Genomic DNA, 25,349 nt, shown 5'->3' with positions numbered 1-25,349 from the left:
TAACTTTACACCAGATAACTGCTGTTTTCCGAATATTTTATTTTAACATATTTCCGGATAAATTACCAATTGATACAAAAAAATCACAAAGTAACCTTTCCTGCACCTCCTGTTATAATGATATAAGAGAAAAAGTCTGGCACTCCGGCTCTGTCCGGAATATGCAAAAGGAGGTTTTGCCATGTGTAAAAGAAAAATAAAAACTGTGAAAGTACTTCTTTCCCTGCTGCTCTTTGCAGCCGTCATGTTTCAGATTCCCAGCGATGTACACGCCCAGGTTGAAACCATGACCACAAAACCTGCACTCTGTTCGAAAGCAGTATCTTACAGCTCTGCCGCAAAAGCATCCGCTGCGAAAAAAGCAACTGCAACTTTCCGTTCTTCCAAAACCACTCTGTGGGTCGGTCACAAAGTTACCATGCGTTCCCTTATCACTCTGAAGGGCGGCACCAGCCTGAGTATCAAAAGCGCAAAATCCAGCAGACCATCTGTTCTGGCAGTTTCCGGAAGCTATCTGGTCCCCAAAAAAGCAGGAACTGCCGTTGTCACCGCAAAATTAAACGGCGTCAGCCGCAGGATCACCATTACTGTATCTAAACTGGCTGCCAAACCTACTGTCAAAAATCTGAAAACCAGTGTTGTCGGTATCAAATATGGCCCGAATAACATGAAAACCTATTACACCCTGAAGTTTACCAATACTTCCGCGAAAACAATCACAACAGCAAAAATCCGAATTACCACAGGCTTCGGTATCTACGATCAGATGTACTGGACCAGAAATCTGACTCTGAATCTGAAGCCCGGAAAATCCATGACGAAAACCTATTTTATCCAGAATATGGTCCAGGCTCCGGAAAAAAGTGATATTTCCGTCAAGTGCCTGAAACTCAGCTGGAAATAGGCCAGTCCTCTTCCCATTTACCAGAATATCACCCGTTATTTGGTGTAGAGCAAGTAGCGAAGCGGATTGCGAATATCCGCTTGACCCGAATATCCGCCTGACCTGGCATAAAAAAATCTGCAAAGACTCTCTGTCTTTACAGATTTTTTACGATTTATAAGTATATAGATTTTTCTTTTCTGTATCTCACAGCACTTCTTTCAGTACCTGCAGTCCATATTCTGCAAGGCTGTTATCCTCTTCTCCGGTACCACCGCTGATACCAAGACCGCCGATAATGGTATCGCCGACTTTCAGCGGTACACCGCCTCCGAATATCACGATATTATCGCTCATTTTTCCAAGGCCATAAAATGTCTGACCCGGCTGTGTCAGTCTGGAAAGCTCCATGGTGGACATCTTCACAGCAACAGATGTATAGGCCTTTTTTACGGCCATATCGAAACTTACAAGAAAAGATCCGTCCATCACATGAACCGCAACCGGATTTCCGTCCGGGGTGCATACCGCAATTACGGAAGGCTTGTTTCTTCTGAGGGCTTCCTGCTCAATCTTCTCGATGAGACGTTTGGCAGAATCCAGTGTGATACGTCCCTGGATTCCCATACGCTTCAGCACTTCCTGGATCATCGCTGTATTTGCTGCCATACTATCATTCTGTGCCATCGCTGTATTTCCTCCTGCTGTTGTTGTCACAGTCTTATCTTGCACATTAAAAGCCTGTACATCATTTTTCTGCGCCAGCTGTGGATCCTGTCCCCCTGCATTCGCCACTGATGCATTCGTCGCAACATTTGCAGTATTTTCAACTATTTCTGTCCCGGCATTTTCTGATCTCACAGCACCTTGAACACTTTCAGCAGCTTCTGCCTTCTTCTCTTTGATCTTCGCAACATCCACATACCTTGCCAGCACATAAAAATAATCTGACAGCCGGTTCATATATTTCTTGGCTCCGGTATCCGATCCGAACTTCACGCTGACAAGCGCAAGCTCTCTCTCAGCTCTCCGCGCCACAGCTCTTGTCACATCAACCTCAGCCGCAACTCTGGAGTCCCCCGGCAGGATTGGAAGTTTCTCCCCGGAAAAAATTTCTTTCATCCGGCCAATCTCTTCCTCCAAAAGCTCCGTCCGGTCTTCGCTGACCTTAAATTCCCGATTATAAGGATCAGAAACCCCATCTATGATCTTCTTCAAAGTCTCCGAGATCTTCTCCAGCATCCGGACAACATCCACATCATCAACCAGAACCCGCACAAGCCCAATATGACTCATCAGCTCCTCAACTGACCCCATCAGACAAATCCGATCATCCGACTTTGAAACATTCTTCGTATGGGAAAGATCCGTCATCCCCTTATCACCATACCCGGTATAAACCTCCATCCCAGCTCAACCTCCCAGAAACTCCTGATAAATAACCCAACCCATATCAGACCAATTTTACAATCCTCGAAATGCTACGCATACCACACATACGTAAACACACACCACAATCATCCCGGCAAACCAGGCGCAGTGTCCACAAACGCGTCCACGTATTCCACGCAAACGTAACACACACCACAACCATCCCGGCAAACCAGGCACAGTGTCCACAAACGCGCCCACGTATTCCACGCAAACGTAACACACCACAACCATCCCGGCAAACCAAGCGCGGCGTTCACAAACGCGCCAGCCCCTGCCAACAACGTCACACATCCAAAGCGCCCACGGCGCCCCATCGGCACAACGTTCAACCCGGAACAATCGCAGCATACAGGCACAAGTCAATACCCTTCCGCCCGCCACAGTCAAGCACTCTAAAAAAAGCCCGAGGGGTGTGCAGAGGGGCCGCGGCTTTGCGGCCCCTTTGCGGTTTTCATCTTTTATCAAAAAGACCAAAGTTTAGTATAAATCTTAATAATATCCTCTTTCTTCGGTACACGCGGATTTGCCGCTGTGCAAGCATCCGCAAGTGCCATATCCGCCATCTTATCAACCGCTGCAAAATAAGCATCCGGTGTGATCGTCTTCATCTCTTCGATGGTAAGCGGGATATTCATCTCTTTCTGCATAAACTGAATCCAGTTTACAAGAGATCTGACACTCATAACTTCGTTATAATTGCTCAGTCCAAGAAGATGTGCAATATTGGAATATCTCTTTACTGCCGGAAGATATTCTTTCTGACTTCTGCTGCGTTTGTTGATATTTGCATTATATTCAACAATATGCGGCAACAGCATCGCATTAGCTCTTCCGTGAGGAATATGGAAAATAGCACCCAGCTGATGAGCCATACTGTGAGTAATTCCAAGACCTGCTGCATTGAAGGAAAGTCCTGCCAGACAGGATGCTACATGCATTTTCTGTCTTGCATGCATATCATTACCATCAACATATGCACGGTAAAGATATACACCACAGATCTCAATGGATTTCTCTGCAAGTGCAGAAGTAAACTCATTGTGATTGATGCTGACATAAGACTCAATGGCATGAGTCAGAACATCCATACCTGTATCTGCTGTGATCGCAGGTGGAACACTGCGTACAAGTTCAGCATCCAGGATCGCCTCATCAGCTGTCAGGCTGTCTGAGATCAGCGGATATTTCACATGTGCCTCTGTATCATTTACAACTGCAAAAGAAGTAACCTCGGAACCTGTACCACTTGTTGTAGGAATGGCAACCAGTCCAACCTTTCCGTAATTGTTGATCTTCAGGGCAAACTCACGGATTGCCTTGGAGGAGTCGATGGCAGAGCCACCGCCTACTGCAACGATCGCTTCCGGCTGATACTGAAGGAATTTTTTGACTCCTTCGGCAATTTTTCCAACCGGAGCATCCGGAACAACATCACAGAAAATATCAAATTCTTTTCCACCTGCCTGAAGCGGTTTTGTGATCATATCGATCATTCCGCTTTTTACAACAAACGGATCTGTGACAACAAGGACTCTTTTGTATGGAATATCTTTCAGTCTTCCCAGGGCATCAGCTCCAAAATGGATGGCTGTTTTCATTTCAAATGTATTCATAGAAACTGCTCCCTCTCGTCATACCGAAACACAGTTCTCTTTTTTCTGCCTGTGTTCGGATAAAGTAAAGCGGATCTCCGCATTCCGCATACACTGCATGCTCATGAACACGATCGTTTCACGATATATGTTCAATCTATTTCGGGTAGATGCATTCGATCTTATGCCTGTTAAAATGATCCAGCCACTTTTCAGATGGTTTTTTGTCTGTGATAACCATCTCAACATCCCGCAGCTGTCCTGCCACGGAAAAAGCAGTCTGATCAAATTTCGTGCTGTCTACCACCAGAATACGCATCTTTCCGGAATTGATCATGGCCTTTTTTGTTGTTCCAAAGGCTTCTTTGGATTCCATGATCCCCATATCCTCGTTTAATGCCTTACAGGAAAAAATAACCTTGTCCACATAGTAAGAACGGATCACTTCTTCGGTTCTGGCACCAAGAAAGGCAAGATACCCCTCCTTCATCACTCCGCCGGTGGAAATAATATTCCATCCGGATACATCAGAGAGCTCCAGAAGGATCTCCATGGAATTGGTGACAACGGTGAGACGTTCTTTTTCTTTCAGTGCCTTGGCCACAAAAACTGCCGTTGTGCTGGCATCCAGAAAAATATGATCTCCGTCATTCACCATGGAAGCAGCAATCTCCGCCATTTTCTGCTTTCCCTGTACATTCTGGTTTTTACGAATATTAAATGGTAAATCAATACCGACATCTTCATTGATCACCGCACCGCCATAACTCTTTGTGGCAAGTCCTTCTTTTTCCAGCTTGTCCAGATCACGGCGGATAGTTTCTTCTGAGACATTGTAAAGCTGGCTTAGTTCACTTACAACAACCCTTTTCTCTTCCTGTAATTTCTCGAGAATCAGATTTCTTCTCTCTAACGCTAGCATAAGATGCCTCCTTTTCAGATGTCATTGCAGGGATATCCTTCAAAAGGATATCCCTCAGATATAAAGACAATATTAAAGGATCGTATCGATCATTCTCTTGTCCGGATGAGCGATTACTGAGGAATCCATGTACATTCCTTTTTCAGCTACCAGCTCTTTTGCTCTCTCAATGGAAGCCTCTACTGCAGAAACCTCACCTGTAAGAAGCATGTAGGATTTACCGCACATACCTTTTGCGATACGAAGCTCGATCAGATCAACGATTGCTGTCTTTGCAGCCTGATCTGCTGCCTCGATGATAGATGCTGCATCGTAGGTCTCCAGGATTCCCAGCGCACTGATCTCCTCAACCTGTGTGGTTCCGTAGATTGCCGGGAAAATGGACTCATGCGGATTGCCCAGTACAAAACTGTCAATGCATTTATCCTCGTATGTTGTTACTGCTGTGTCTACAGCAGCTTTCACTGCGCTTAAATCTCCGGTGATAATTGCAATATATTTTCCCGGACATACTGTCTGCGCCTCCACGATCTCTACTTCAGATGTCTTAACCATGGCATCTGCTGCAGTGATACCAGCTGGTGTGGTTTTAAACTCAATCATTCCGATTGCTCTACTCATTTTGTGCACGTCCTTTCTAATTTCTTGCAATTACAACATGGCGGTCTGTTACTTCTGTAACTTTTCCGCTGATCGTTGCATGGATTCCGACACTTAATCCCTGTGCAGGCTGTGCGATCATCTGACCTTCTGTTACCATATCGCCTACATTTACGATTGCCTGTGCCGGTGCACCAATATGCTGGCTTAAGAGAACTTTTACCTTGGATACATTTACAAGCTCTTCCTGAAGCGGTGCATCCTTGTCATATCTGGTAAGTCCCAGACGTGCCATCAGGCGCTCCTCAGGAACCTTGCGGTATTCTCTTGACTCCTGTACCGGTTTCGGCTGAACACCCTGAGGTGGTCTGATTCCGGCTTTACGAAGTCCGCCTTTCATATCTGCAAGCAGTGTTCTCGGAGCCAGGCTCTGCGGACACGCATACATCTCGCAGACACCACAGGAGCTGCAGAATGCAGAATTGATATAAGGATTTACATTTCTGAAATCCTGGTTTGATGCTGCCATCATGAACATTGCCGGATCGATCGGATGTCCCAGATTATGTCTCGGGCAAAGATCTGTACATGTGTGGCAGTGGCAGCAGATGGATGCTGCTCTCTTTAAATCTATGGAAGAAGTCCGCTGCTTCTTCATGACAATAACATGGTCCTTTGGAAGAACCAGGATTGCGTTCGTTGTTTTGGTAACCGGATCAGAACCATTTCCGATACGTCCCATCATCGGGCCGCCTACGAAATATACTGGATCTTTCACAGTTGTTCCGCCTGCCTGGGCAACAACCTCTTCCAGTGTACATCCTAACGGAACTTTCACTGTAACAGGGTTCTCAACCTCTGCAACAACGGAAACATATTTGCTTGTGACCGGTTTGTGTTCTTCTACCGCGCGATATACATTGTAAAGTGTCTCTACATTGAATACGGCTACTCCCTGCTCAATAGGCAGTCCTCCTGGCCGTACCACGCGTCCGGTTGCCTCATAAATAAGAACAACCTCATCACCCATCGGATAAACCTCATCCAGAAGATGGATCTTAACCCTTGGGAATTCTTCGATATGCTGATTTAAGGCATTGATTGTCTGTACATAAGATTTTTTGATTCCGATGATGGCCTGGGAAGCTCCTACCGTCTCCGCAACCATATCGAATGTTTTCATGATCTCATATGCGTGCTTTTCCAACAACTGTCTGTGAAGTTTCAGTAATGGTTCGCACTCTGCACAGTTCATAAGAATGGTATCCGCTTTATCTGTCAGTTTCATGTATGTAGGGAAACCTGCACCACCTGCTCCGACAACACCATTCTCCTGCATAATTTTCTGTAATTCTTTGATATCCATGGCGTTACTCCAATCCTGCACCGTCATCTACGATTCCGACGATTGCGGCATCTACCGGTGCTGTTTCTACGCCGCAGCCTATTCTTGCTGCGCTTCCTTGTGCCACCAATACATACTCGCCGATTCCCGCACCGATGATATCGATGGCAACAATCTGGCTGTGCTCGGCTTTCATATGATGCACCGGCTCTACAATCATGAATTTATTTCCTATCAGTTTTTCACTTTTTCGTGTGGAAACAATGCTTCCAACTACTTTGCCTACGATCATATGAGCCTCCGTTTTTCTCCATATCCTCTGTTAGGGATGCCAGAAAGTGGCATCCCCAAAGGAGGAATATTATTTGATTATGGTAACTGTATTGCCTGTGGCAATTCTTGCTGCATTTGCTTCATCTGTATCAATATGCATTTCCAGTGTAAAGCTGTCATCTACACGGATCTTAACCTGATTAAAGATTGTTCCGCGCTCATTGTCCGCTTTAACAGAAACAATATCACCATCATGTACACCCGCAGCCTGGGCATCCTTCGGAGCCATATGAATGTGACGCATGGCCACAATACATCCCTCTTTCAGATAAATAGCACCTTTCGGTCCGACAATGGCGATCGGCGCGCTTCCGGCAAGGTCACCGGACATACGTACCGGAACCTTCATTCCCAGCTTGATCGCATCTGTTGCGGAAACCTCAACCTGAGATTTGCTGCGGACAGGTCCGAGGATTCTTACATTCTCGATCGCACGGAGCTTCAGTCCTACGATGGTAACTGTTTCATTGGATGCAAACTGTCCGCCCATCAGATCTTTTTTCTTGGTAAGCTGATAGCCTTCTCCGAACAGTGCCTCCACATGCTCCTGTGTCAGGTGAATATGTCTTGCGGAAACTCCGATAGGTACAACAAAACCATTGCCCTTGTCTTCGTTTTTGTTGATCGCATCGATCACCATTTTTGTGATCATTTCAATATTATTCGTTTCCAAGAGTACACCTGCTTTCTTTCGGTCTCATAACTGAAAACTGAAAAGCACCGGCCAGAAGCCTTAATGGCCCTTCGGCCGGTGCGTATCAGTAAGAATCAGTTGAAATTATTTAAGAACCGGAAGGATTTTCTCAACATCTGTATGAGGTCTCGGGATTACGTGTGTAGCTACAAGCTCTCCAAGTCTGGATGCTGCTGCGCTTCCGCTCTCTACTGCAGATTTAACTGCTCCTACATCTCCACGAACCATAACAGTTACAAGACCGGAACCGATCTTCTCTGTTCCTACAAGTGCAACGTTAGCTGCCTTGCACATCTGGTCAGCTGCCTCGATAGCTGCTGTAAGTCCTCTTGTCTCAACCATTCCTAATGCTTCCTGTGTCATGATTATATCCTCCTTATGGATTGCTAATGCTTTATTTGTTCTGTTTACTTCTGACTTTTTTGGTGCAGCAGTTTATTTTTCGCTGCTGTTTTTGCTTTCCAGTGCTGTTTCCGGATTCTCTTGCTGTTTCTTTTTCCACCGGCTTGCACTCAGCTCAACCAGTTTGACGATTTCCTCGTGAGGATTGGCAATTACCGCATAACTGGCAGGTTTCTTGATTGCCTGCTCTACTGCCGCATTGACAGCTGCTGTAACTGCTGATACATCGCCTTGTACGATCAGGGTCACCAGTCGTCCGCCCAGCTTACGCTCCCATGACGCCAGCTCAACGTCTGCCGTTTTGCACATGATGTCCAGGGCATTGATCGCCGCAACCACACCTGTGATTTCTATAAATCCATATGATTTTCCCATGAGCGAACTCCTTAATTAATTTCTGTTCCTCTCAAAGCCTGAATTAGAGCTTCGGAAGAATTTTTTCTACATCTGTATGAGGTCTCGGGATCACGTGTGTAGCTACGAGCTCTCCAAGTCTGGATGCTGCTGCGCTTCCGCTCTCTACTGCTGCTTTTACAGCGCCTACGTCTCCACGAACCATAACAGTTACAAGACCGGAACCGATCTTCTCTGTTCCTACAAGCGCAACCTCAGCTGCTTTTGTCATTGCATCTGCTGCCTCGATTGCAGCTGTGAGGCCTCTTGTCTCAACCATTCCTAATGCTTCCTGTGCCATGATTCTATCCTCCTGAATCTTATCTTCGTTACAATTTTATCATATATGATTCCGCCACTTTTGTAAAGTAAACTTCGGAATCCGCTTAATCTTTATCCAGGGCGCTGATCTTCAGCATTTTCTGTGTACCTGGTTCCGGGTTGGGGATTATGTAATGCTGTACCACACCTGTCATGCTCTCTGCGACTTTCATGCCGGCTTCTACCGCTGCCGTGACATCTGACACGCTTCCGCGGTACTTGATGCAGACAAGAAGCGGTACTGGCAGGCTGTCCGCATTCGCCGGTTTATTCTTATCGAATACCTCCAGGTGGACATTTGCAGCCTTGCACCCGGCGTCAGCTGCCACAAAGGCTGTCGCAAGTCCGAAGACCTCCAGAATTCCTACAGCTTCTGCCATGTTGCTTCTCCTTTCCCGTTAAGGTTATTTGTTAACAATCGCGATCTTAAGACCTGTCATTGCCAGGTTTGTCTCAAGTGCCTCGTTGATCTCCTCAAGCGGGAACTTGTGTGTGATCAGCTCAGACATCGGAAGTCCGATTGCTTTTGCTCTCTTAAGGAAATCAAATGTTGTTGCATAGTCTCTCAGGTTGTATACCCAGGAACCAACAAGGTTGATCTCTTTGGAGCAGAGGTCGAAGTGCGGGTTAATGGTTGCGTCTCCACCGTTGATGAAGAAACCAAGCTCGCAAAGACCGCCGCCGTTGCGGATGAATTTATAAATGTTGGAATGTGCATGAGGATTTCCAGTACACTGGAAAGCGAAATCTGCAAGATGTCCGCCCTGAGCCTCTTTAACAGCCTCAGTAAGTGCCTCAATGCCTTTGAAATTCATAAAGTTTACAGTTGTGTTTGCGCCCATTCTCTTGGCAAACTCAAGACGTTTCTCATTTCCGTCTACTGCACAGATATTGTGAACGCCCATTGTATGGAGAACAGCGATGCAGATCAGACCGATCGGTCCGCAGCCCTGAACAACAACTCTGCTGTTGAATTTCAGGATTCCTGTTGTTTTTGCTCTCTCTACTGCATGTACAAGTACTGCACATGGCTCGATGAGGATACGGGAATCAAGATCCAGGTCGCTTACATTGAAGAATGTGGAACCGAATTTTCCGCCTCTGATGAAGATGTAATCAGCGAACCATCCGTTGAATTTTACATCGTCATCTGGAAGAAGTCCGTATACGTCAGCGCCGCCTACGTTCTTCTTGTTGAGGTCGAACATTGTGATTTCAGGATCATCCTTGAAGATCATGCAGGTAACGATCTTGTCACCGACTTTAACCGGTTTACCAGCTGTATCAACTTTAACATTTTTACCCATTTTTACGATCTCGCCGGTTCCCTCATGTCCGAGAACTACCGGGATAAGACCGAACGGGTCATTTTTGTACTCATGAGCATCTGTTCCGCAGACACCGCATCCCTCAACTTTTACAAGGATGTCGTCATCTCCAACTTCCGGAAGATCATACTCCTGAAGCTCGAAATGTTTCTTCTCTGTCATCATTGCTACTCTTGCTTTTTTAGGGATTGTGTTTCCTGCCGGAGCAGCCGGAGCGCTTGCTGCTGGTGTTGCAGCCGGAGCGTTTCCTGTCATGCCGGAGAGAACCTGTTTAACGATTTCTTCGATATTTACATTGTTCATATCCATTGTTTCTGTTCCTCCTGATCAACGAATGCAAAGACTGTCTGTCATTACGCAGCGTCTTCTCTTGGTGAATGTGCTTGCGCTTGTAAGTCCCTCACCGGTACGGCTTGCGATAGTGAATGTACAGAAGCCTTCTCCACCAAATCCAAGTGCGGAATAGGACGGGCCGTTCTTTACAAGGATCGCGGTATCGATTGCTTTCGCATATTTTGTAATGTTATCGATATTCTTGGAATGAATATGTGCGGAATGACGGTTGCCATGCTCAAGCCATACAGCCTGCTCTACAGCATCGTCGAAATCCTTTGCTCTTACGATTCCGAGGATTGGCATCATAAGCTCTGTTGTGATAAGCGGATGTTCCTTCGGTCCCTCGAAGATGATGCAGCGGGTATTGGCCGGTGCCTGAACTCCGATCATGGAAAGAAGGGTCTTCGCATCACGTCCTACACATTTACGGTTCAGCTTGCCGCCTGCAAGTACAGTCTCAACAAGTTTGTCCTGCTCTTCCTTGGATGCAAGGTAGCAGTCATTCTCTGTAAGCATGTAGTGCATTAACTCATCAACTACGGAAGATACTGCAACAACTTCCTTCTCTGCGATACATGGAAGGTTATTATCGAATGTACACCCGTTTACGATATCCCTTGCTGCCTTACGGATATCAGCAGTATCATCAACCAGTGCCGGCGGGTTACCTGCTCCTGCACCGATTCCTCTCTTACCGGAGGAAAGAACTGCTGTTACAACACCAGGGCCGCCTGTTGCTGCGATCAGATGGATATCTTTATGTTTCATCATAATATTGCTGGTCTCAAGAGTTGGTTTCTCAACTGTGACAGCGATATTATCCGGGCCGCCTGATTCCAGGGAAGCCTCATTTAAAAGATTGATTGCGTAAATAGAAGTTTTAACTGCTGCCGGATGCGGGTTGAATACGACTGTATTTCCACCTGCCAGCATGCCCATTGTGTTACAGAGAACTGTTTCACTCGGGTTTGTACATGGTGTGATCGCACCGATCACGCCAAACGGTCCCATCTCGATCAGAGTCAGTCCTCTGTCTCCGGACCATGCAGTTGTTGTGATGTCTTCGGTACCAGGAGTCTTATCTGCTACCAGGTGATGTTTGAGGATCTTATCTCCTACATTACCCATACCAGTTTCCTCAACACCCATACGTGCCAGTACTTCCGCATTCTCTTTGATCTTCTTGCGGATGCAGGTGATGATCTTCTCTCTCTGGTCCATAGACATTGTCTTAACTACCTGCTGAGCCTTTTTGGCTGCCTCGATAGCATCATTCATATCCTTGAAAACGCCATGTTTTCCGGCCGGAGCATCTGCAATCTGCATCTTTGCCATAACTTCCTGTACAATTTCCTGTACCATATTCTCACTTATTGGCATGAGATTGTCCTCCTTAATATTCCGTCAAAAAATTATTTCAGGCCAAGCTGAGCCATAACCTGTTTTGTGATCTGAGCAACGAGTTCTGCATCGTTGTTTGCAGCAGCCGGAGCCTCACCCTGAGGATCAGCAGCGCTTGTTCCGCAGTCTTTTCCAACGAAATCATACTGATATCCCGGGAACTGTTTGTAGTCCTCGCTGTGGCATGCGCCGCCGCAGTTGTGGCAGTTCTTTCCATCTTTGTTCAGGCAGAGGTTTGCCGGATGTTTTCCAGGCATACCGAATTTACGACGGATCGCATAGAGTTTCTCGATGTTCTCTTTGTCGAATTCCTTCGGGCCGCCAAGAAGTTTGCTCTGATACAGAAGCTGTGCGTAGAACTCTACAGACTCCATCTTCATGTATGCAGCGTTAAGGTCTGTGCTCCATGTAAGTGCTCCGTGGTTCTCAAGAAGTACTGCATCGAAATATGGAAGGTATTTCTCAAGGTTATCCGGGATCTCCATTGTGGAAGGTGTACCGTACTCAGCGATCGGAACACATCCAAGAGCGATAACTGCCTCTGGCATGATCGGCTGTGTAAGTGGAATACCTGCGATTGCGAAAGATGTAGCATAAATTGGATGAGCATGTACAACAGATCCTACATCCGGTCTCTTCTCATATACTCTCATATGCATCTTGATCTCAGATGATGGTTTGAATCCCGGGTTAGCCTGGATTACATTACCCTTGCCATCTACTTTACAGATGAACTCTGGTGTCATGAAACCTTTGGATACACCTGTTGGTGTGCAAAGATACTCATTCTCTGCTACTTTAACGGAGAAGTTTCCGTCGTTAGCTGCAACCATGTTACGGTTGTAGATTCTTTTACCGATGTCGCAAAGCTGTTTTTTGATTTCAAACTCGTTTACCATGCTTAATTTCCTCCTTGAGCATTGGATTGCACTATTTTGTTTCTGAAAACATTTTACTCCATACCACAAAATAAGTCAAGGGCAATCCGTTGTTTTGTGTTGGTTTCTTGTTGTTTATTATGTTGTTTTTATTGTTTTTTATGTTGCATGTTTGCAGAGGATCTTTTCTCTTTAATCCCGTGTTTCTCAGCCGCCAATCTGACAGTCCAGACCGCATACCGCATGCACCGCGTTCTTTAACATCTGCATATGTTCTGCTGTCGGCGGAAGAATTCCTTCCATTAAATAAGGGCGTCCAAGTCCTTCATATTTATCCTGTCCCAGTCTGTGGTAGGGAAGAAGATGAATTTTGTTTACGCCCGGAAGGGATGCCGCAAATCTGGCGATCGCCTGGATCTCTTCCACAGAATCATTGAATGTCGGAATAACCGGAACACGGATCACCAGTCTGGTTTTTCCGTAGAGCGCAACTTTCCTTGCATTTTCCAGCATCAGTCCGTTAGCCCTTCCTGTAAACTCCTTATGTTTTTCCTGGTTCATATGTTTGATATCCATCAGATATACATCCAGGTAAGGAAGAACCTGTTCGATCTTTTCCCAGGGAGCACATGCCATGCTCTCTATTGCGGTATTAATACCACGTTCTTTTGCCGCACGGAGAAGATCTCTGGAAAAATCCGCCTGACACATACATTCACCACCGGAAAGGGTAATTCCTCCTCCGGAGCGATAATAATATGCGCGGTCTTTCTCCACTTCCTCGATCATCTCGCGAACTGTCACATCACGGCCGATCACCTTGTCCTCACCCAGAACTTTCATGTTCTGGATCCGGTACTCCTGTGATTCCGGATTGCAGCACCAGCGGCAGCGAAGAACACATCCTTTCAGGAACACGATGGTACGGATACCCGGACCATCGTGTACTGAATATTTCTGAATATCAAAGATCCTGCCCTTTGTATCCAAATAGTCCATAATTACCTCTTAATTCCTTGCGTCTGCTGCGCGTCTCCGGTTAAAATCCCTGCTCTGTTCTTCGGATGATATCATCCTGCAGAGATCTGGAAAGCGTAGTGAACAGTGCACTGTATCCGGCAACACGTACAACCAGATGTTTGTATTTCTCCGGATGTTTCTGAGCATCCAGAAGTGTCTCTCTGTCGACAACATTGAACTGCATGTGCATACCCTTCTGATCAAAGTATCCACGGATCAGTGCTACAAATTTCTCCAGGCCCTCTCTTCCTGCAAGTGCAGACGGATGGAATTTCTGATTGAACAGTGTTCCGTTGGATACGATAAAGTGATCCAGACGGGATACGGAAGTTGCTGCTGCTGTCGGGCCCTTCACATCCTTGCCTGCTGACGGAGAAACACCATCTGCAACTGGTGTATGTGCATAACGGCCATCCGGTGTAGCACCGGTCTGTCCGCCAAGGGGAACATTTGCGGATACCGGATAAAGTCCGGCCTGATAATGTCCGCCTCTCGGGTTTTTGTATTTCTGAAGTGGTTTTGTGTAAGTATAGGCAACATCTCTTGCAAAATAATCCACATCCGGAATATCGTTTCCGTATTTCGGAACTTCATCGATCAGTTTGTGGATTTCTTCAAATCTTGCCTTTTTCTCCGGAGATGGTTCTGCTCCAAGCGCTGCTGTCATAACAGCCTTGGCTGTCTGCTCATTTACACCGATGCCATTTTCCTGAAGCTTCTGCATTACAATTGTAGTAATATCTGCTGCAGACTGTGCATCAATACCCTTGCCATAGTTCCATGCCAGAGCTTCCTTCATCTCTTCCATGGTAACTTTCTTTTCTTCATAAACAAGTTTACGGATCGCATACAGAGAATCTGCCATGTTTGCAATACCAAATCCCTGAGGGCCGGTAAAGTTATAAACAGCGCCTCCCTCCTGAACGGATTTACCACGTTTCATGCAGTCATCCACCATACAGGAAAGGAATGGAAGCGGACACCTCTCAGCATGTGCCACGTCAATGGCATTGTCTGCATTTACAAGCAGGGAAATAAAATATTCCATCTGTTTCTTATATGCGTCATAAAACTCATCAAAGGTCTTCATCTCTGTGACATCGCCTGTCCTGACACCGATCTGGACTCCTTTATCCATACCATTGGAGAAAACCATCTCCAGCGGGCGGCACATATTGAAGAATGCCGCATCATGCCAGCCGTCTGTCTTACCGGCTTTCTGCGGTTCTACGCATCCAATGATGTTATATTCCCTGGCATCTGCAAGAGAAAGTCCTCTGTTCTGCAGCGCCGGAATGATAACCTCATCATTATAATAAGCCGGAAGTCCGATTCCTGTTCTTGTAAGCTCTGCAGCTTTGATCAGGAATTCATGTGGAGATCCGTTCCATACTCTTACAGAAAGAGACGGTGCCGGAAGATGCACATGCATGGATGCCTGAATACACATAAAGGAAAGATCGTTGGTCACATCCTCACCGTCTTTATTCTGGCCGCCTGCGATCAGGTTCTGGAAAAGGCTGTAGCCTGCAAAACCTTCTGCTGATGCAGCATCACGGCATTTGTTCAGATCGTTTAATTTTACCCAGATACAGTCCATCAGTTCCTGAGCAAACTCTCTGGTAAGATTACCTGCCTCCATATCACTCTTGTAATACGGATACATGTACTGGTCAAAACGTCCCGGTGAAATGGAATGTCCGCTGCTCTCCATCTGGATCAGCTGCTGTACGAACCAGAAAGACTGGCAGGCTTCATAGAAATTACGGGCACCTTTCTCCGGCACACGTGTACAGTTGGACGCAATCTGGAGAAGCTCCTGTTTTCTGGTCGGATCCTGACACTGATATGCCATCTGCTCTGCAAGCTCTGCATAACGATGCGCATAATCAATAACAGCCTGGCAGCTTAAGATCACTGCTTCCAGGAAACGTGACTTCTTCGCATAATCACCATCTCCCACATTACTTTCATCCAGTTCTTTCTGTGCTTTGGCAATGATACCCTCATAACCAATTGCCAGAACTTCCTCATATTTAACCGTTACATGTCCTACACCATTGTAGAAATAATTTCCCGGTGTAAAAATGTTGTGGTCAATGGCAAGGATCGCTTCCGGAGCCATATAGGAAGTCGCAAGCTCGCTGGTAGTCTTACCCTTCCAGTATTTATGTACCTCCCGAAGATCCGCCTTGGTCTCCTCCGAAATATAAAATGGATCAGCAGTTCTGGTAGCCACCGTATCCAGTTCATCCTCCAGCCACTGGAAAGAATACTCCGGGAATGTCTGACATCCTCTTGGTGCCAGGGTGCTGCTTCCGACGATCAGTTCCTCATCACGGATGATGATCGGAATGTTATGCAGGATATGGGCAAAAGCCTTCGCTCTGCGTGTGATGATCGGCTCGTCTTCAGTTTCCTTGTAGGACTCTGTGACCAGTTTCGCTCTGGCAGATTCGATCACCGGCATCTTGGCATAAAGATTATCCACAAGATGTGTGATCCTGTCTGTTTTCGGGATATCTGCTATATGAAATTTCTCCATGATTCTCCTTTCTCATAACCGGTTGTTTCTGGTGATCTGTCTGCCTCTACGCTTCCAGAACCGCTCCTGTCCGGCTATGTGCTCATGTAGTTTTATTATACCTTACCCCTACTTCGATGTCAACGAAATCCAACATGTGTTTCTAGCTGTTTTTGTGGTTTTTATCGGTTGTTCCCTGTTGATTTTATTTGTTTTTTGTATTTTTATGTTTTTCTCTATTGACTTTGTTTTTCTGCTCTGCCATACTTAGATTTATATAGGAATTCCTTTGTTTTTCAGAAAAAATTTATGCAAAGCGGACATTCGTATTCCGCTCTGTCACATGTTCTCAAACAGTAAAAGAGGTGTATTTTTATGTATCTTTCTGATATGCATACCCACTCCATCGCCAGTGGTCACGGCACGGAATGTACCATCACAAACATGGCACGCGCAGCTGCCGAGAAAGGTCTCCGGCTTCTCGGGATCACTGATCACGGTCCCGGCACTCTGGCAGCCGGAACTTCCTCCTATTTCCGCAGCCTTACCTATTCTCCGAAAAAACATTTCGGAGTAGATCTGCTCTACGGAATCGAACTGAATATTCTGGACCGGAAGGGAACTGTAGATCTGGATCAGGAATTATTATGCAAACTTGATTATGCCATTGCAAGCATGCATACCTGGAACTACCGTCCCGGTACCAGAGACGAGAACACAGAAGCTTTTGTCAATGTCATGAAGAATCCCTGTGTCAAAATCCTCGGTCACAGCGACAACACCCATTATCCGGTAAATTATGATGTTCTTGCCCGAACTGCCAGAGAAACCGGAACAATCTTTGAAATTAACGAAGCTTCCCTGGCTCCATATGGCTACCGTGGTGATACCAGAGAAAACTGTTATGAGATTCTCCGCTGCTGCCGCAAATATCATCTGCCGCTGCTGCTCTCCAGTGACAGTCACGGTCCGGAACACATCGGTGATTTTACCTGTGCTGCTGAATTTGTTCATCAGGCCATGTTCCCGGAACAGCTGATTCTGAACAATCAGCTTCCAAGATTGAAGGTATTTCTGCAGACCAGATGATCTGGTAAAACAGTAAGATCGAATATACATAAAATGTATCCGAATACACATTCATGTTTGACTCACAACCAAAAAAGCCAGCTCGGACACATTTTACCATGTGTCCGAGCTAGCTTATTATTTCGGGTTATATTATATTTTCTTTATTATCATTTCTCATCTGCCTGAGAATTCTCTCTCTGCTTTCTTATCATATCCGCAAGTTCCTGATATTTTCCTGTGATATATCCATAATTCTCTCTTCTGTGAGGAAGTTTACACGCAGTGCAGTCCTTGATTCCGCTTTCCGTAAAATGGAAATTACCACCGCATTTATCTCCCAGTGCATACAGCGGACAATAACAGAACAGGCAGTTAAAATTTTCCGGATCTGCTCCTTTATGGCATGGAAAATACTCGCATTTTTTGTGGCTGAAATAGGAATATTCTTTTCCCTCCCAATATGGTTTCTCCATGGTTCTTATCTCCTCCCGGATCATGCACTCTCTTAATTTTTCCGTAAAAAAAGAGGTAGCGATCCCACCCCGGGGTAGAAATATAATCCGTTCATGAGTGCGCGGAGGGAACGAATGTATCCGGAGTAGTATCGCCTGCCATTTAATCATGTATAATTCATATGAACAGGCGCATTCCATAAAAAAATGCCTACTCTCGTAAAAAAGTAGACAACGTCCCAGGGGTGCGGAGTCCCTGAAATGGTTGTTACACTTTACACGGAAGTTTAACCTCGCCATAACAAGCAGGTTTCCTGGCTCCGGGATCATGGCTCGTCTCTCCTTCTCATACATAGGTACAATGGATTCTGAGATTCGCTCCTCCGTTACAGTGACCGGATCGCTCAGGTTTCTCACCTGATTCCCTTTTCTGCTGGCTTCTGATAATCCATGACTGTCAGATGCCCTCAGCACTTGCTATGTTCAATATGGAATTATACTGACATTATAATAACACCCTGTTAATTATATGTCAATACTGTTTCAGATTTTTTTGATATAAATTCACTGTTTCCTTATAAGAAACAGCCTGGCGGAATATGCCGCCAGGCTGTTCAATATCTTCATCTTAATAAATTTTATATGGTTCGTGATTATACAAGACGTCTTACAGAAACAATCGTTCTGTATGTCGCATCGTTACTGATCTTAATACCATCCTGAGAATTGGATGCATGTACGATCTGTCCATTGCCCATGTAAATAGCCACATGTCCACCATAGCAGATCAGATCTCCTGGCTGGGCATCTGCATAAGATACCTCAGTACCTGCATTCTGCTGCTCATAGGAAGTTCTCGGAAGGCTTACGCCAAAGTTGGCATATACACTCTGTACAAAACCGGAGCAGTCTGCACCATTGGTAAGGCTTGTTCCGCCCCATACGTATGGATTTCCAACAAACTGTGTCGCATAATCTACAACAGAAGAACCTGAGCCACTGTAGGAAGAAGAGCTTCCACTGTCAGAAGAAGTATCTTCGGAAGTATCTCCGCTGTTATCATAATCCTCGTCTGTATTGGCTTCTGCATCGTCTGTGTTGGTATCTTCTGTTTCATCGCCTGTTATGGCATTACCGTCTTCATCATACTGAGTATCATCGTTCTCTCCATCTGCTGTGTCTGTATCTTCATCCACATACTCAGTATCATCTTCAGCAGCGTCCTCGTCTGTATTTACGATCTCATCACCGTTCTCATCATACTGCACATCTTCTTCGCTGTCAGCTTCTTCATCCTGCTGCGCCTGTGCTTCTGCTTCTGCACGGGCCTGTGCTTCTGCCTCTGCCTGTGCTCTTGCAGCTGCTTCTGCTTCTGCCTGACGTCTCGCTTCCTCTTCTGCCGCGATACGCTCTGCCTCCAGACGCTGAAGCTCTGCTGTCTGCTCTGCAAGAAGGTTCGCATAGTCTGTAGCCTGCTGCTGTGCATAAGCGATCTCATTATCATAATCCGCAGATGTGGCACGCTTCTCATCCAGCTGTACCTGCAGATTCTGTGACTCAGCCTCGTACTCCTGCTTCATTCCCTCAAGTTCTGCCTTCTCCTGTGTATACTGAGCTTCCAGGTTGGCAACCTGCTGAATGGTATTGGAATACTTCTCAAGGCTCTTTCTGTCCTGTTCATATGTCTTCTGTGTGTACTCAGCTTTCGTGAGAAGATCTGACAGGTTCTCTGCATTAAGCATCATCTGGAACCATGCATCATCTCCACCTTTCTCATAGAGATACTGAATACGCTTCTTCATTGCCTCATACTGCTTGGTCTTGGCATTCTTAGCCTTCTCAAGGTTCGTCTGGGTAGAAGCAATATCAGCTTCTTTATTAGAGATGTCTCCCTCCAGTGTCTGGATTGAAACCATCACGTTTACAAGATTGGCATCAAGAGTGGAAATTTCGCCTTCAATCTGTGATTTCTGTGCGGAAAGATCATCCAATCTGGAATAAGTCGCATTCAGCTGTTCATTGGTTGCATCCATTTCCTGCTGAAGTGCTGCCTCATCTTCTCTTGTTGCGCTTACGCTGACTACCTGTGCTCCGCTGATGATGAGCGCCAGTGTCAGACATAATATTCTTTTCTTCATGACTGTTCACCCTCGCAATCTGATTCTGAATTCTGATTTATCCGACAGTTCTCTGTGTCTGTCGTTTGTTTACTTGTCTCTGCTGTTATTTCATTCTCAGCAGTTCATGTAATATTTCTGCAATATCTTGTTCCAATCTTTTTATATATTAACACAGTGTTATTTGGATTGCAAGGTTTTTCTATCAATTAGTTTAAAACTTTGTAACATTTATTAATTATTTTGACATTAAAAAAGAGAGAACCTTGCATTTTCGGTTCTCCCTTTTTGTTGATTCAATAAAATTTTTTGATATTTCTGTTGCAGCCTGTTTTTAATTGAACAGATCTGCAAGAATCTGATTTGCAGTCTTCTTCAGGTATCCATCCGGATCAGAAAGTGTGCTTCTGTTCCATCTGAAATATGCTCCATTACGGATGTAATTACCGCTGGACTCATGGTAATCATATTTGGATACGCCCGGATATTTTGCCATATAGGTTTCTGCAAGCTTGATCGCCTGGCTTCCGTAAGTTCCGTTAGGTGTCGGTGTTCCGGAAATCTGAACGCCTGCATTCGGCGTACAGTGCAGAATCACAACACTCTTATCTGCGCACTGACCAAGAACCATCCATGTATGTCCATCGTTATATCCGATATCTCCAGGATAAAGTTTCCAGTTTGAACTTGACAGCGTTGACTGGGAAATGATCCTTCCCATTCCCCTGCCAGAATACAGGGAACCGATATCTCCGGAAACAGTTGTATAATTCACTCCACCTGATTTACTCTGCATGATCTGGTATACAGACCATCCTACATAACCGGAACAGTCAAGGCCCTTCTGTTCTGTAGATTCACTGAGGTCCATATAGTTTCTGTAGTTATAAGAACTTGAATTATTATCATACCACTGTTTCCACTTGGAGCTTACACCTTTTCTGGTTGCATCTGACCAGTTATGTCCACCGCCCCATACATAAAGCGTCTGTCCTACCGGTTTCAGGGCATTGGCCAGGAAATTTTTGATCGTCCTGGAACTTGAAGGAGTTGTTGTATTCGGATTGCTGCCGCTGGACTGAAGAACTCCGGAACTGCTGAATGTGTACTGCACTCCGTCAATGGTCTTGGTTCCTGTAGCCATAACACCGGTAGACGGGTCAAAATAGTATTTCACTCCGCTGGTAATATTGGACACCCATCCGGTGGCCATAATGCCTTTGGACTTCTTTGATTTATAGAAATAATATGTATAGCTTCCAATCTTCCTGAAGCCTGTATACATAGCACCTGTGCTCGGGTCAAAATAGCGTTTCTTCGCTGTCGATGTTGTTGCCCAGCCGGTGGCCATAAAGCATTTGCTTGTAAAATATCTGGTCACGTTCTTGGAATCTGTAAGAAACGTACTCTTGGCTGCAACACCATTGCCGCTGTAGAAATAATATTTCTTATTGCTGATGGTTGCCCACTTGGTTGTCATATAACCGGTAGACGGATTAAAGTAACGGGTATTCTTCTTGCTGTCTGTCAGCCAGCCTGTTGCCATATAGCCCTTAGCTCCATTGGCATTATAGAAGTAGCGTTTACCCTTGCTGTCCTTTGCCCAGCCTTTTACCTGAACTCCTGTAGAGGCATTGAAGTAATACTTCTTTCTGTTCAGAGTAAGCCAACCTTTTACTTTCTTTCCATTTTTGTAGTAATAGGACTTCCCGCCTTCTGTTTTAAAACCATTCTTGGTTGCCGCCTGTACATCCGTTACAGTTGTGTGTACAGTCGCTCCGGCTGCAAAAAACATCAAGATCAAAAAAAGTCCCCAAAGTTTCCATTTTTTGCTTAATTTTCGCATACATACCTTCCTTTGATAGATAATTGATATTTACTATTTATGAAGTCCGGCTGATCGTTGTCTGCACTGCCCATCCTGTGAGCGGTAAATAAAACGTGCAATTCATTACAATTCTGTTACAAATTTACGTCCATATTATATACCATTCTTTATCTCCCGTCAACTCTTTCCCGTTTTTTCCCTCTCCAATCTCCTTTTCCGCACAGGAAAAATCCCGATTCCAGGATTCTTCTTCCTGTGCAGGCACCTTCATCAGAATAAAAAATCCCCGGATCATCAGGTATATGCGCTGAATATTCCGGGGATCTGATATTAATAAAAAATGTTACTTCCTGTAACAACTCTGTTACAGAGAATTTCCTACAGGAATTTTTTGCGAAGTTCTGCTCCGTCAAGTGCACTTAAATATGCCGGTGCAACATCAAATACAGTTTTGCATCCCTTCTGTCCTTCCTGGTTCATGCGATATGCAGCTCTTGCATAAGCAACGATAACGGAAGATGTGAACTCCGGATTGGAATCCAGTTTCAGGCTGTACTCGATCACATGGCTGTTCTCATCATTCCATCCTGTTTTTCCGCTGCGGATCACAAAACCACCATGTGGGATTCCGCTGTGGTCACGGTTAAGTTCTTCCTGGGAAATAAAGTGTACCGTTGTGTCATACTCATCAAAGTAGTTCGGCATAGTCTTGATCTCTTCTTCGATACGCGCAAGATCAGCACCTTCCTCAGCAACTACGAAGCACTCTCTTGTATGTTTCTGACGTGTGGTAAGCTCTGGATTTTCTCCGTTTCTTACTGCCTCAAGTGCTGCCTCTACAGGGATTGTGTACTGTTTTGCGTCTTTTACGCCTTTGATACGGCGGACTGCATCAGAGTGTCCCTGGCTGACACCTTTACCCCAGAATGTATAATCGTTTCCGTTTGTAAGGATGGCATTTGCGTACATACGGTTCAGTGAGAACATTCCCGGATCCCAGCCTACAGAGATGATTCCTACATGACCAGTTTCCGTTGCTGCCTTGTCAACATTTGCGAAATGCTCTGGAATTCTCTTATGTGTATCAAAGCTGTCCACAACATTGAAGTATTTCACATATTCCGGTGTCTGAACAGGAAGATCTGTAGCACTTCCTCCGCAGATGATCAGGACATCGATCTCATCTTTCAGCTTCTCTGCGTCGTTTACAGAATAAACTTTAGCAGTCTCTGTAAGGATCTTTACTGTTTCCGGGTCACGTCTGGTAAATACTGCAACCAGCTCTGTATCCGGATTGTGTTTGATCGCGCACTCTACACCGCGTCCAAGATTTCCATAACCTAAGATACCAATTCTTATACTCATAACGATTTCCTCCTCTTTTTCCCGGCAGATACATTGATGCAAAACATTCTGCTCCGCTGCACGCTCATGAGCGCAGCCACTTCGCGGTTTGCCTTACAAACATGTTCTGCCCTATCTATCGCAAAACGGATCTGCAGGATCCGCCTTACAAACATACTCAAAACGGATAGTTATCCTCCGCATCAGCAGCAGAAAATACCACCCGGCCAGCACATGGCACAGGCCATAGTCCGGCAGCAGGCATCACACATATCTCCACCTGCTGTCGGCATTCCTCCAAAAGGATCCTGTTGCTGCTGGTACCAGCCACCGCCGCCCTCCATTCTCTGAAGGATCATGCGGTACTGCACATTATCAGGCTCCTGTCGGACTGCTTCCCGGATCTGATCTAGAGCCGTCACATTATTGCCAAGTCCCATATTGGCCATGGCAGCCAGATAATACCACTCGCCATTTTTCTGGCCAAGAGAATTCAGGACATTCATAGCCTCCTGATAATGGCCGCTCTGCACATAATTGGAAGCAGCACGTCTTCGCATGCTCTCTTCATCCTGATAGGTACTGGAACCTGCACTTCCATAGCCGCCAAAACCGCCGTAATTTCCATAGCTGCCATACCCATTTCCCGAAGCACTTCCGCCATACTCCCGCTCTTTCATGATCTGTTCGTACGCCTGCTGTACTTCCTTGAATTTCTCTTCTGCCTGATCTTTATTCGGATTATTGATATTGGCATCCGGATGATATTTTCGGCTGAGCTTCCGGTATGCCTTCTTTATTTCATCATCAGATGCGTTTCTGGGAACTCCCAGCACACTGTATGGATCTAACATTTCTTTTCTTTCTCCCGTTCTTCCCTGCGTTTCTGTCCGATGGCTGTGAAGCGGCACCAGACGCCGGAATATAAAATATTTCGAAGGATATCACCATATCGGATCACGGGCATTCTTTCAAATTCCCTGCAGCTTTCTGCCAGCATCATTGTAAGCATCCGGCGTATCTCTTCCTCGAACCCTTCCATCTTATATTTTTTAAGGAACGGATTGTAATTTCCGTTTTCTGCATCTTTTTCCACATCGTCATAAGCATCCAGGATATAAATAAACTTCCCGAGATAAAATCCCATCCGCCGCAGTGAAGATTCCCACACATCCTTACGGAACGCAAAGACCTCCTCCATGATCCTTCCGGAACACCCGGCAACACGGTCCACATCGGTTTCTCCCTGTTTTTCCAGACTGGAAAGTTCCATAAGAGCTTCCTTTATCCTGCGGATCTTCTCCGGATAATGAGCCATATGTTTCTCTCCGCCGGTCTTAAGAAGTCTGGCGTATGCGTAACGCAAAGGTTTATGCTCATCCTGCCAGTCATCCATGCATTTATAATATGAAAGGATCACATTCATATCCGCACAGTATTCCGTAATTGCATTCCGGCGCACAGGCTGTGGTTTCAGAGGATGGACCGCACACCTTGAAGTTCCCTTCTGTGTAGGTGGTTCATATACTCCACTCAGCAGAAGGACCACAAAGGTCATATCATAAGTCAGTGAGATCTGTCCTGGTATGCCATATCTTTCCCTCAGTTCTCTGCAAAGTCCGCAGTAAAAAGAACGGTACATATCAAAATCTTTAAATTTGATCTCCGGTTTATTAACTGTCACATATCCGAACATTTCAGCTCCTCTTTACGAATTTCGTGTGGCATTTCGGACATTCGATCTCTATCTTGCCTTTCCCCCTGGGAATACGGACCTTCTGTCCACAGCCCGGGCAACTGTAAATATGGTGCGTTTTTCTTTGTTTCATCAGATTTTTTTCTTTATTGAAACGAAGCCGGAACTTCGATGTCATCTGAAGATATTTCTGGTTCTCCGCATAACGCTGCTGAATATTTCTGGAAAAAATACGAAAATACGCATACACGATCGCCGCAATTCCCAGAAAATCAAAAATACTGCCCAGATTTCTGTTGAACATGGTGATAAACATAGTCAGAATGATCAGCACCAGTGCGGCTCCCATGGTAAACCTGGAAAGTTCATCCACTCCGTAGCGTCCCTGCATAAACTTGTTAAATTTGTCTCTCATAGAATCTGCATCTCCTTTTT

At 45.5% G+C, this 25,349-nt stretch carries 25 protein-coding genes and 1 riboswitch; of the genes, 2 read left to right on the top strand and 23 right to left on the bottom strand.

The window, feature by feature from the left end; translation table 11 throughout:
- Window positions 1-181 precede the first annotated feature (181 nt).
- Window positions 182-904, top strand: a complete 723-nt coding sequence (locus tag GPK81_RS01260) for a hypothetical protein (protein ID WP_118062682.1) — start codon at window positions 182-184, stop codon at window positions 902-904.
- Between the two features lie 186 nt (window positions 905-1,090).
- Here the strand turns inward: GPK81_RS01260 and GPK81_RS01255 are convergent, their stop codons facing one another.
- From GPK81_RS01255 to GPK81_RS01180, 16 genes are all read right to left on the bottom strand, one after another.
- Window positions 1,091-2,290 carry a cob(I)yrinic acid a,c-diamide adenosyltransferase gene (locus GPK81_RS01255; RefSeq protein WP_021977477.1) on the bottom strand — a complete coding sequence of 400 codons (1,200 nt, stop codon included), beginning with the start codon at window positions 2,288-2,290 and terminating at the stop codon, window positions 1,091-1,093.
- A 488-nt stretch (window positions 2,291-2,778) separates the two neighbouring features.
- Window positions 2,779-3,930, bottom strand: coding sequence for a 1-propanol dehydrogenase PduQ (locus tag GPK81_RS01250; protein WP_021977478.1), 1,152 nt, complete (start codon window positions 3,928-3,930; stop codon window positions 2,779-2,781).
- Window positions 3,931-4,066: 136 nt separating this feature from the next.
- On the bottom strand, window positions 4,067-4,831 hold the full coding sequence (locus GPK81_RS01245; protein WP_215706384.1) for a DeoR/GlpR family DNA-binding transcription regulator: 765 nt from the start codon (window positions 4,829-4,831) through the stop codon (window positions 4,067-4,069).
- Window positions 4,832-4,903: 72 nt separating this feature from the next.
- Window positions 4,904-5,452 (bottom strand): BMC domain-containing protein, encoded by a 549-nt coding sequence (locus tag GPK81_RS01240; protein ID WP_015525948.1) that lies wholly within the window; start codon window positions 5,450-5,452, stop codon window positions 4,904-4,906.
- A gap of 16 nt (window positions 5,453-5,468) precedes the next feature.
- The gene (locus GPK81_RS01235; RefSeq protein ID WP_021977480.1) at window positions 5,469-6,797 is read right to left on the bottom strand and encodes a 4Fe-4S dicluster domain-containing protein; all 1,329 of its coding nucleotides are present in this window, start codon (window positions 6,795-6,797) and stop codon (window positions 5,469-5,471) included.
- 4 nt (window positions 6,798-6,801) lie between these two features.
- Complete coding sequence (locus tag GPK81_RS01230; RefSeq protein WP_015525950.1) at window positions 6,802-7,068, bottom strand: EutN/CcmL family microcompartment protein; 267 nt, start codon at window positions 7,066-7,068, stop codon at window positions 6,802-6,804.
- 69 nt (window positions 7,069-7,137) lie between these two features.
- Window positions 7,138-7,749: a phosphate propanoyltransferase gene (locus GPK81_RS01225; RefSeq protein WP_370816971.1), complete on the bottom strand. Its 612-nt coding sequence runs from the start codon at window positions 7,747-7,749 to the stop codon at window positions 7,138-7,140.
- A gap of 138 nt (window positions 7,750-7,887) precedes the next feature.
- A complete protein-coding gene (locus GPK81_RS01220) occupies window positions 7,888-8,166 on the bottom strand; it encodes a BMC domain-containing protein (RefSeq protein ID WP_005427721.1) in 279 nt (92 codons plus the stop codon).
- Between the two features lie 72 nt (window positions 8,167-8,238).
- Window positions 8,239-8,580 carry a BMC domain-containing protein gene (locus GPK81_RS01215; protein WP_021977483.1) on the bottom strand — a complete coding sequence of 114 codons (342 nt, stop codon included), beginning with the start codon at window positions 8,578-8,580 and terminating at the stop codon, window positions 8,239-8,241.
- A 43-nt stretch (window positions 8,581-8,623) separates the two neighbouring features.
- The gene (gene pduA, locus GPK81_RS01210) at window positions 8,624-8,899 is read right to left on the bottom strand and encodes a propanediol utilization microcompartment protein PduA (protein WP_015525952.1); all 276 of its coding nucleotides are present in this window, start codon (window positions 8,897-8,899) and stop codon (window positions 8,624-8,626) included.
- Between the two features lie 85 nt (window positions 8,900-8,984).
- Complete coding sequence (locus tag GPK81_RS01205) at window positions 8,985-9,299, bottom strand: BMC domain-containing protein (protein WP_015525953.1); 315 nt, start codon at window positions 9,297-9,299, stop codon at window positions 8,985-8,987.
- A 24-nt stretch (window positions 9,300-9,323) separates the two neighbouring features.
- The gene (locus tag GPK81_RS01200) at window positions 9,324-10,556 is read right to left on the bottom strand and encodes a zinc-binding dehydrogenase (RefSeq protein ID WP_178004782.1); all 1,233 of its coding nucleotides are present in this window, start codon (window positions 10,554-10,556) and stop codon (window positions 9,324-9,326) included.
- An 18-nt stretch (window positions 10,557-10,574) separates the two neighbouring features.
- On the bottom strand, window positions 10,575-11,963 hold the full coding sequence (locus tag GPK81_RS01195; protein ID WP_118070747.1) for an aldehyde dehydrogenase family protein: 1,389 nt from the start codon (window positions 11,961-11,963) through the stop codon (window positions 10,575-10,577).
- A gap of 32 nt (window positions 11,964-11,995) precedes the next feature.
- On the bottom strand, window positions 11,996-12,883 hold the full coding sequence (locus GPK81_RS01190; RefSeq protein WP_021977486.1) for a class II aldolase/adducin family protein: 888 nt from the start codon (window positions 12,881-12,883) through the stop codon (window positions 11,996-11,998).
- A gap of 186 nt (window positions 12,884-13,069) precedes the next feature.
- On the bottom strand, window positions 13,070-13,861 hold the full coding sequence (locus GPK81_RS01185; protein WP_118070743.1) for a glycyl-radical enzyme activating protein: 792 nt from the start codon (window positions 13,859-13,861) through the stop codon (window positions 13,070-13,072).
- A 40-nt stretch (window positions 13,862-13,901) separates the two neighbouring features.
- Window positions 13,902-16,427, bottom strand: coding sequence for a glycyl radical protein (locus GPK81_RS01180; RefSeq protein ID WP_021977488.1), 2,526 nt, complete (start codon window positions 16,425-16,427; stop codon window positions 13,902-13,904).
- A gap of 354 nt (window positions 16,428-16,781) precedes the next feature.
- Between GPK81_RS01180 and GPK81_RS01175 the strand changes: the two genes are divergently transcribed.
- Entirely contained in the window at window positions 16,782-17,495 is a 714-nt protein-coding gene (locus tag GPK81_RS01175) for a phosphatase (RefSeq protein WP_174088124.1), read from the top strand.
- Between the two features lie 149 nt (window positions 17,496-17,644).
- Here the strand turns inward: GPK81_RS01175 and GPK81_RS01170 are convergent, their stop codons facing one another.
- The 7 genes from GPK81_RS01170 to GPK81_RS01140 form a co-directional block, all read right to left on the bottom strand.
- Entirely contained in the window at window positions 17,645-17,950 is a 306-nt protein-coding gene (locus tag GPK81_RS01170; protein ID WP_021977490.1) for a cysteine-rich small domain-containing protein, read from the bottom strand.
- A gap of 266 nt (window positions 17,951-18,216) precedes the next feature.
- Window positions 18,217-18,419, bottom strand: a riboswitch (cobalamin riboswitch).
- 163 nt (window positions 18,420-18,582) lie between these two features.
- Window positions 18,583-20,067: a C40 family peptidase gene (locus GPK81_RS01165; protein ID WP_178745982.1), complete on the bottom strand. Its 1,485-nt coding sequence runs from the start codon at window positions 20,065-20,067 to the stop codon at window positions 18,583-18,585.
- Window positions 20,068-20,380: 313 nt separating this feature from the next.
- The gene (locus tag GPK81_RS01160) at window positions 20,381-21,892 is read right to left on the bottom strand and encodes an N-acetylmuramoyl-L-alanine amidase family protein (RefSeq protein WP_021977492.1); all 1,512 of its coding nucleotides are present in this window, start codon (window positions 21,890-21,892) and stop codon (window positions 20,381-20,383) included.
- Between the two features lie 360 nt (window positions 21,893-22,252).
- Window positions 22,253-23,239: a diaminopimelate dehydrogenase gene (locus GPK81_RS01155; RefSeq protein ID WP_021977493.1), complete on the bottom strand. Its 987-nt coding sequence runs from the start codon at window positions 23,237-23,239 to the stop codon at window positions 22,253-22,255.
- Between the two features lie 182 nt (window positions 23,240-23,421).
- The gene (locus tag GPK81_RS01150; RefSeq protein WP_021977494.1) at window positions 23,422-24,072 is read right to left on the bottom strand and encodes a J domain-containing protein; all 651 of its coding nucleotides are present in this window, start codon (window positions 24,070-24,072) and stop codon (window positions 23,422-23,424) included.
- Complete coding sequence (locus GPK81_RS01145) at window positions 24,066-24,914, bottom strand: DUF5685 family protein (protein WP_021977495.1); 849 nt, start codon at window positions 24,912-24,914, stop codon at window positions 24,066-24,068. Before GPK81_RS01145 ends, GPK81_RS01150 begins: the two co-directional genes overlap by 7 nt.
- 1 nt (window position 24,915) lies before the next feature.
- Window positions 24,916-25,329: a hypothetical protein gene (locus GPK81_RS01140; RefSeq protein ID WP_021977496.1), complete on the bottom strand. Its 414-nt coding sequence runs from the start codon at window positions 25,327-25,329 to the stop codon at window positions 24,916-24,918.
- Between the last annotated feature and the right edge of the window lie 20 nt (window positions 25,330-25,349).

It is taken from the genome of Blautia sp. MCC283 (genome assembly GCF_018785565.1).
Classification (GTDB): domain Bacteria; phylum Bacillota; class Clostridia; order Lachnospirales; family Lachnospiraceae; genus Blautia_A.
This window is presented reverse-complemented; position numbering and strand designations above follow the sequence as displayed.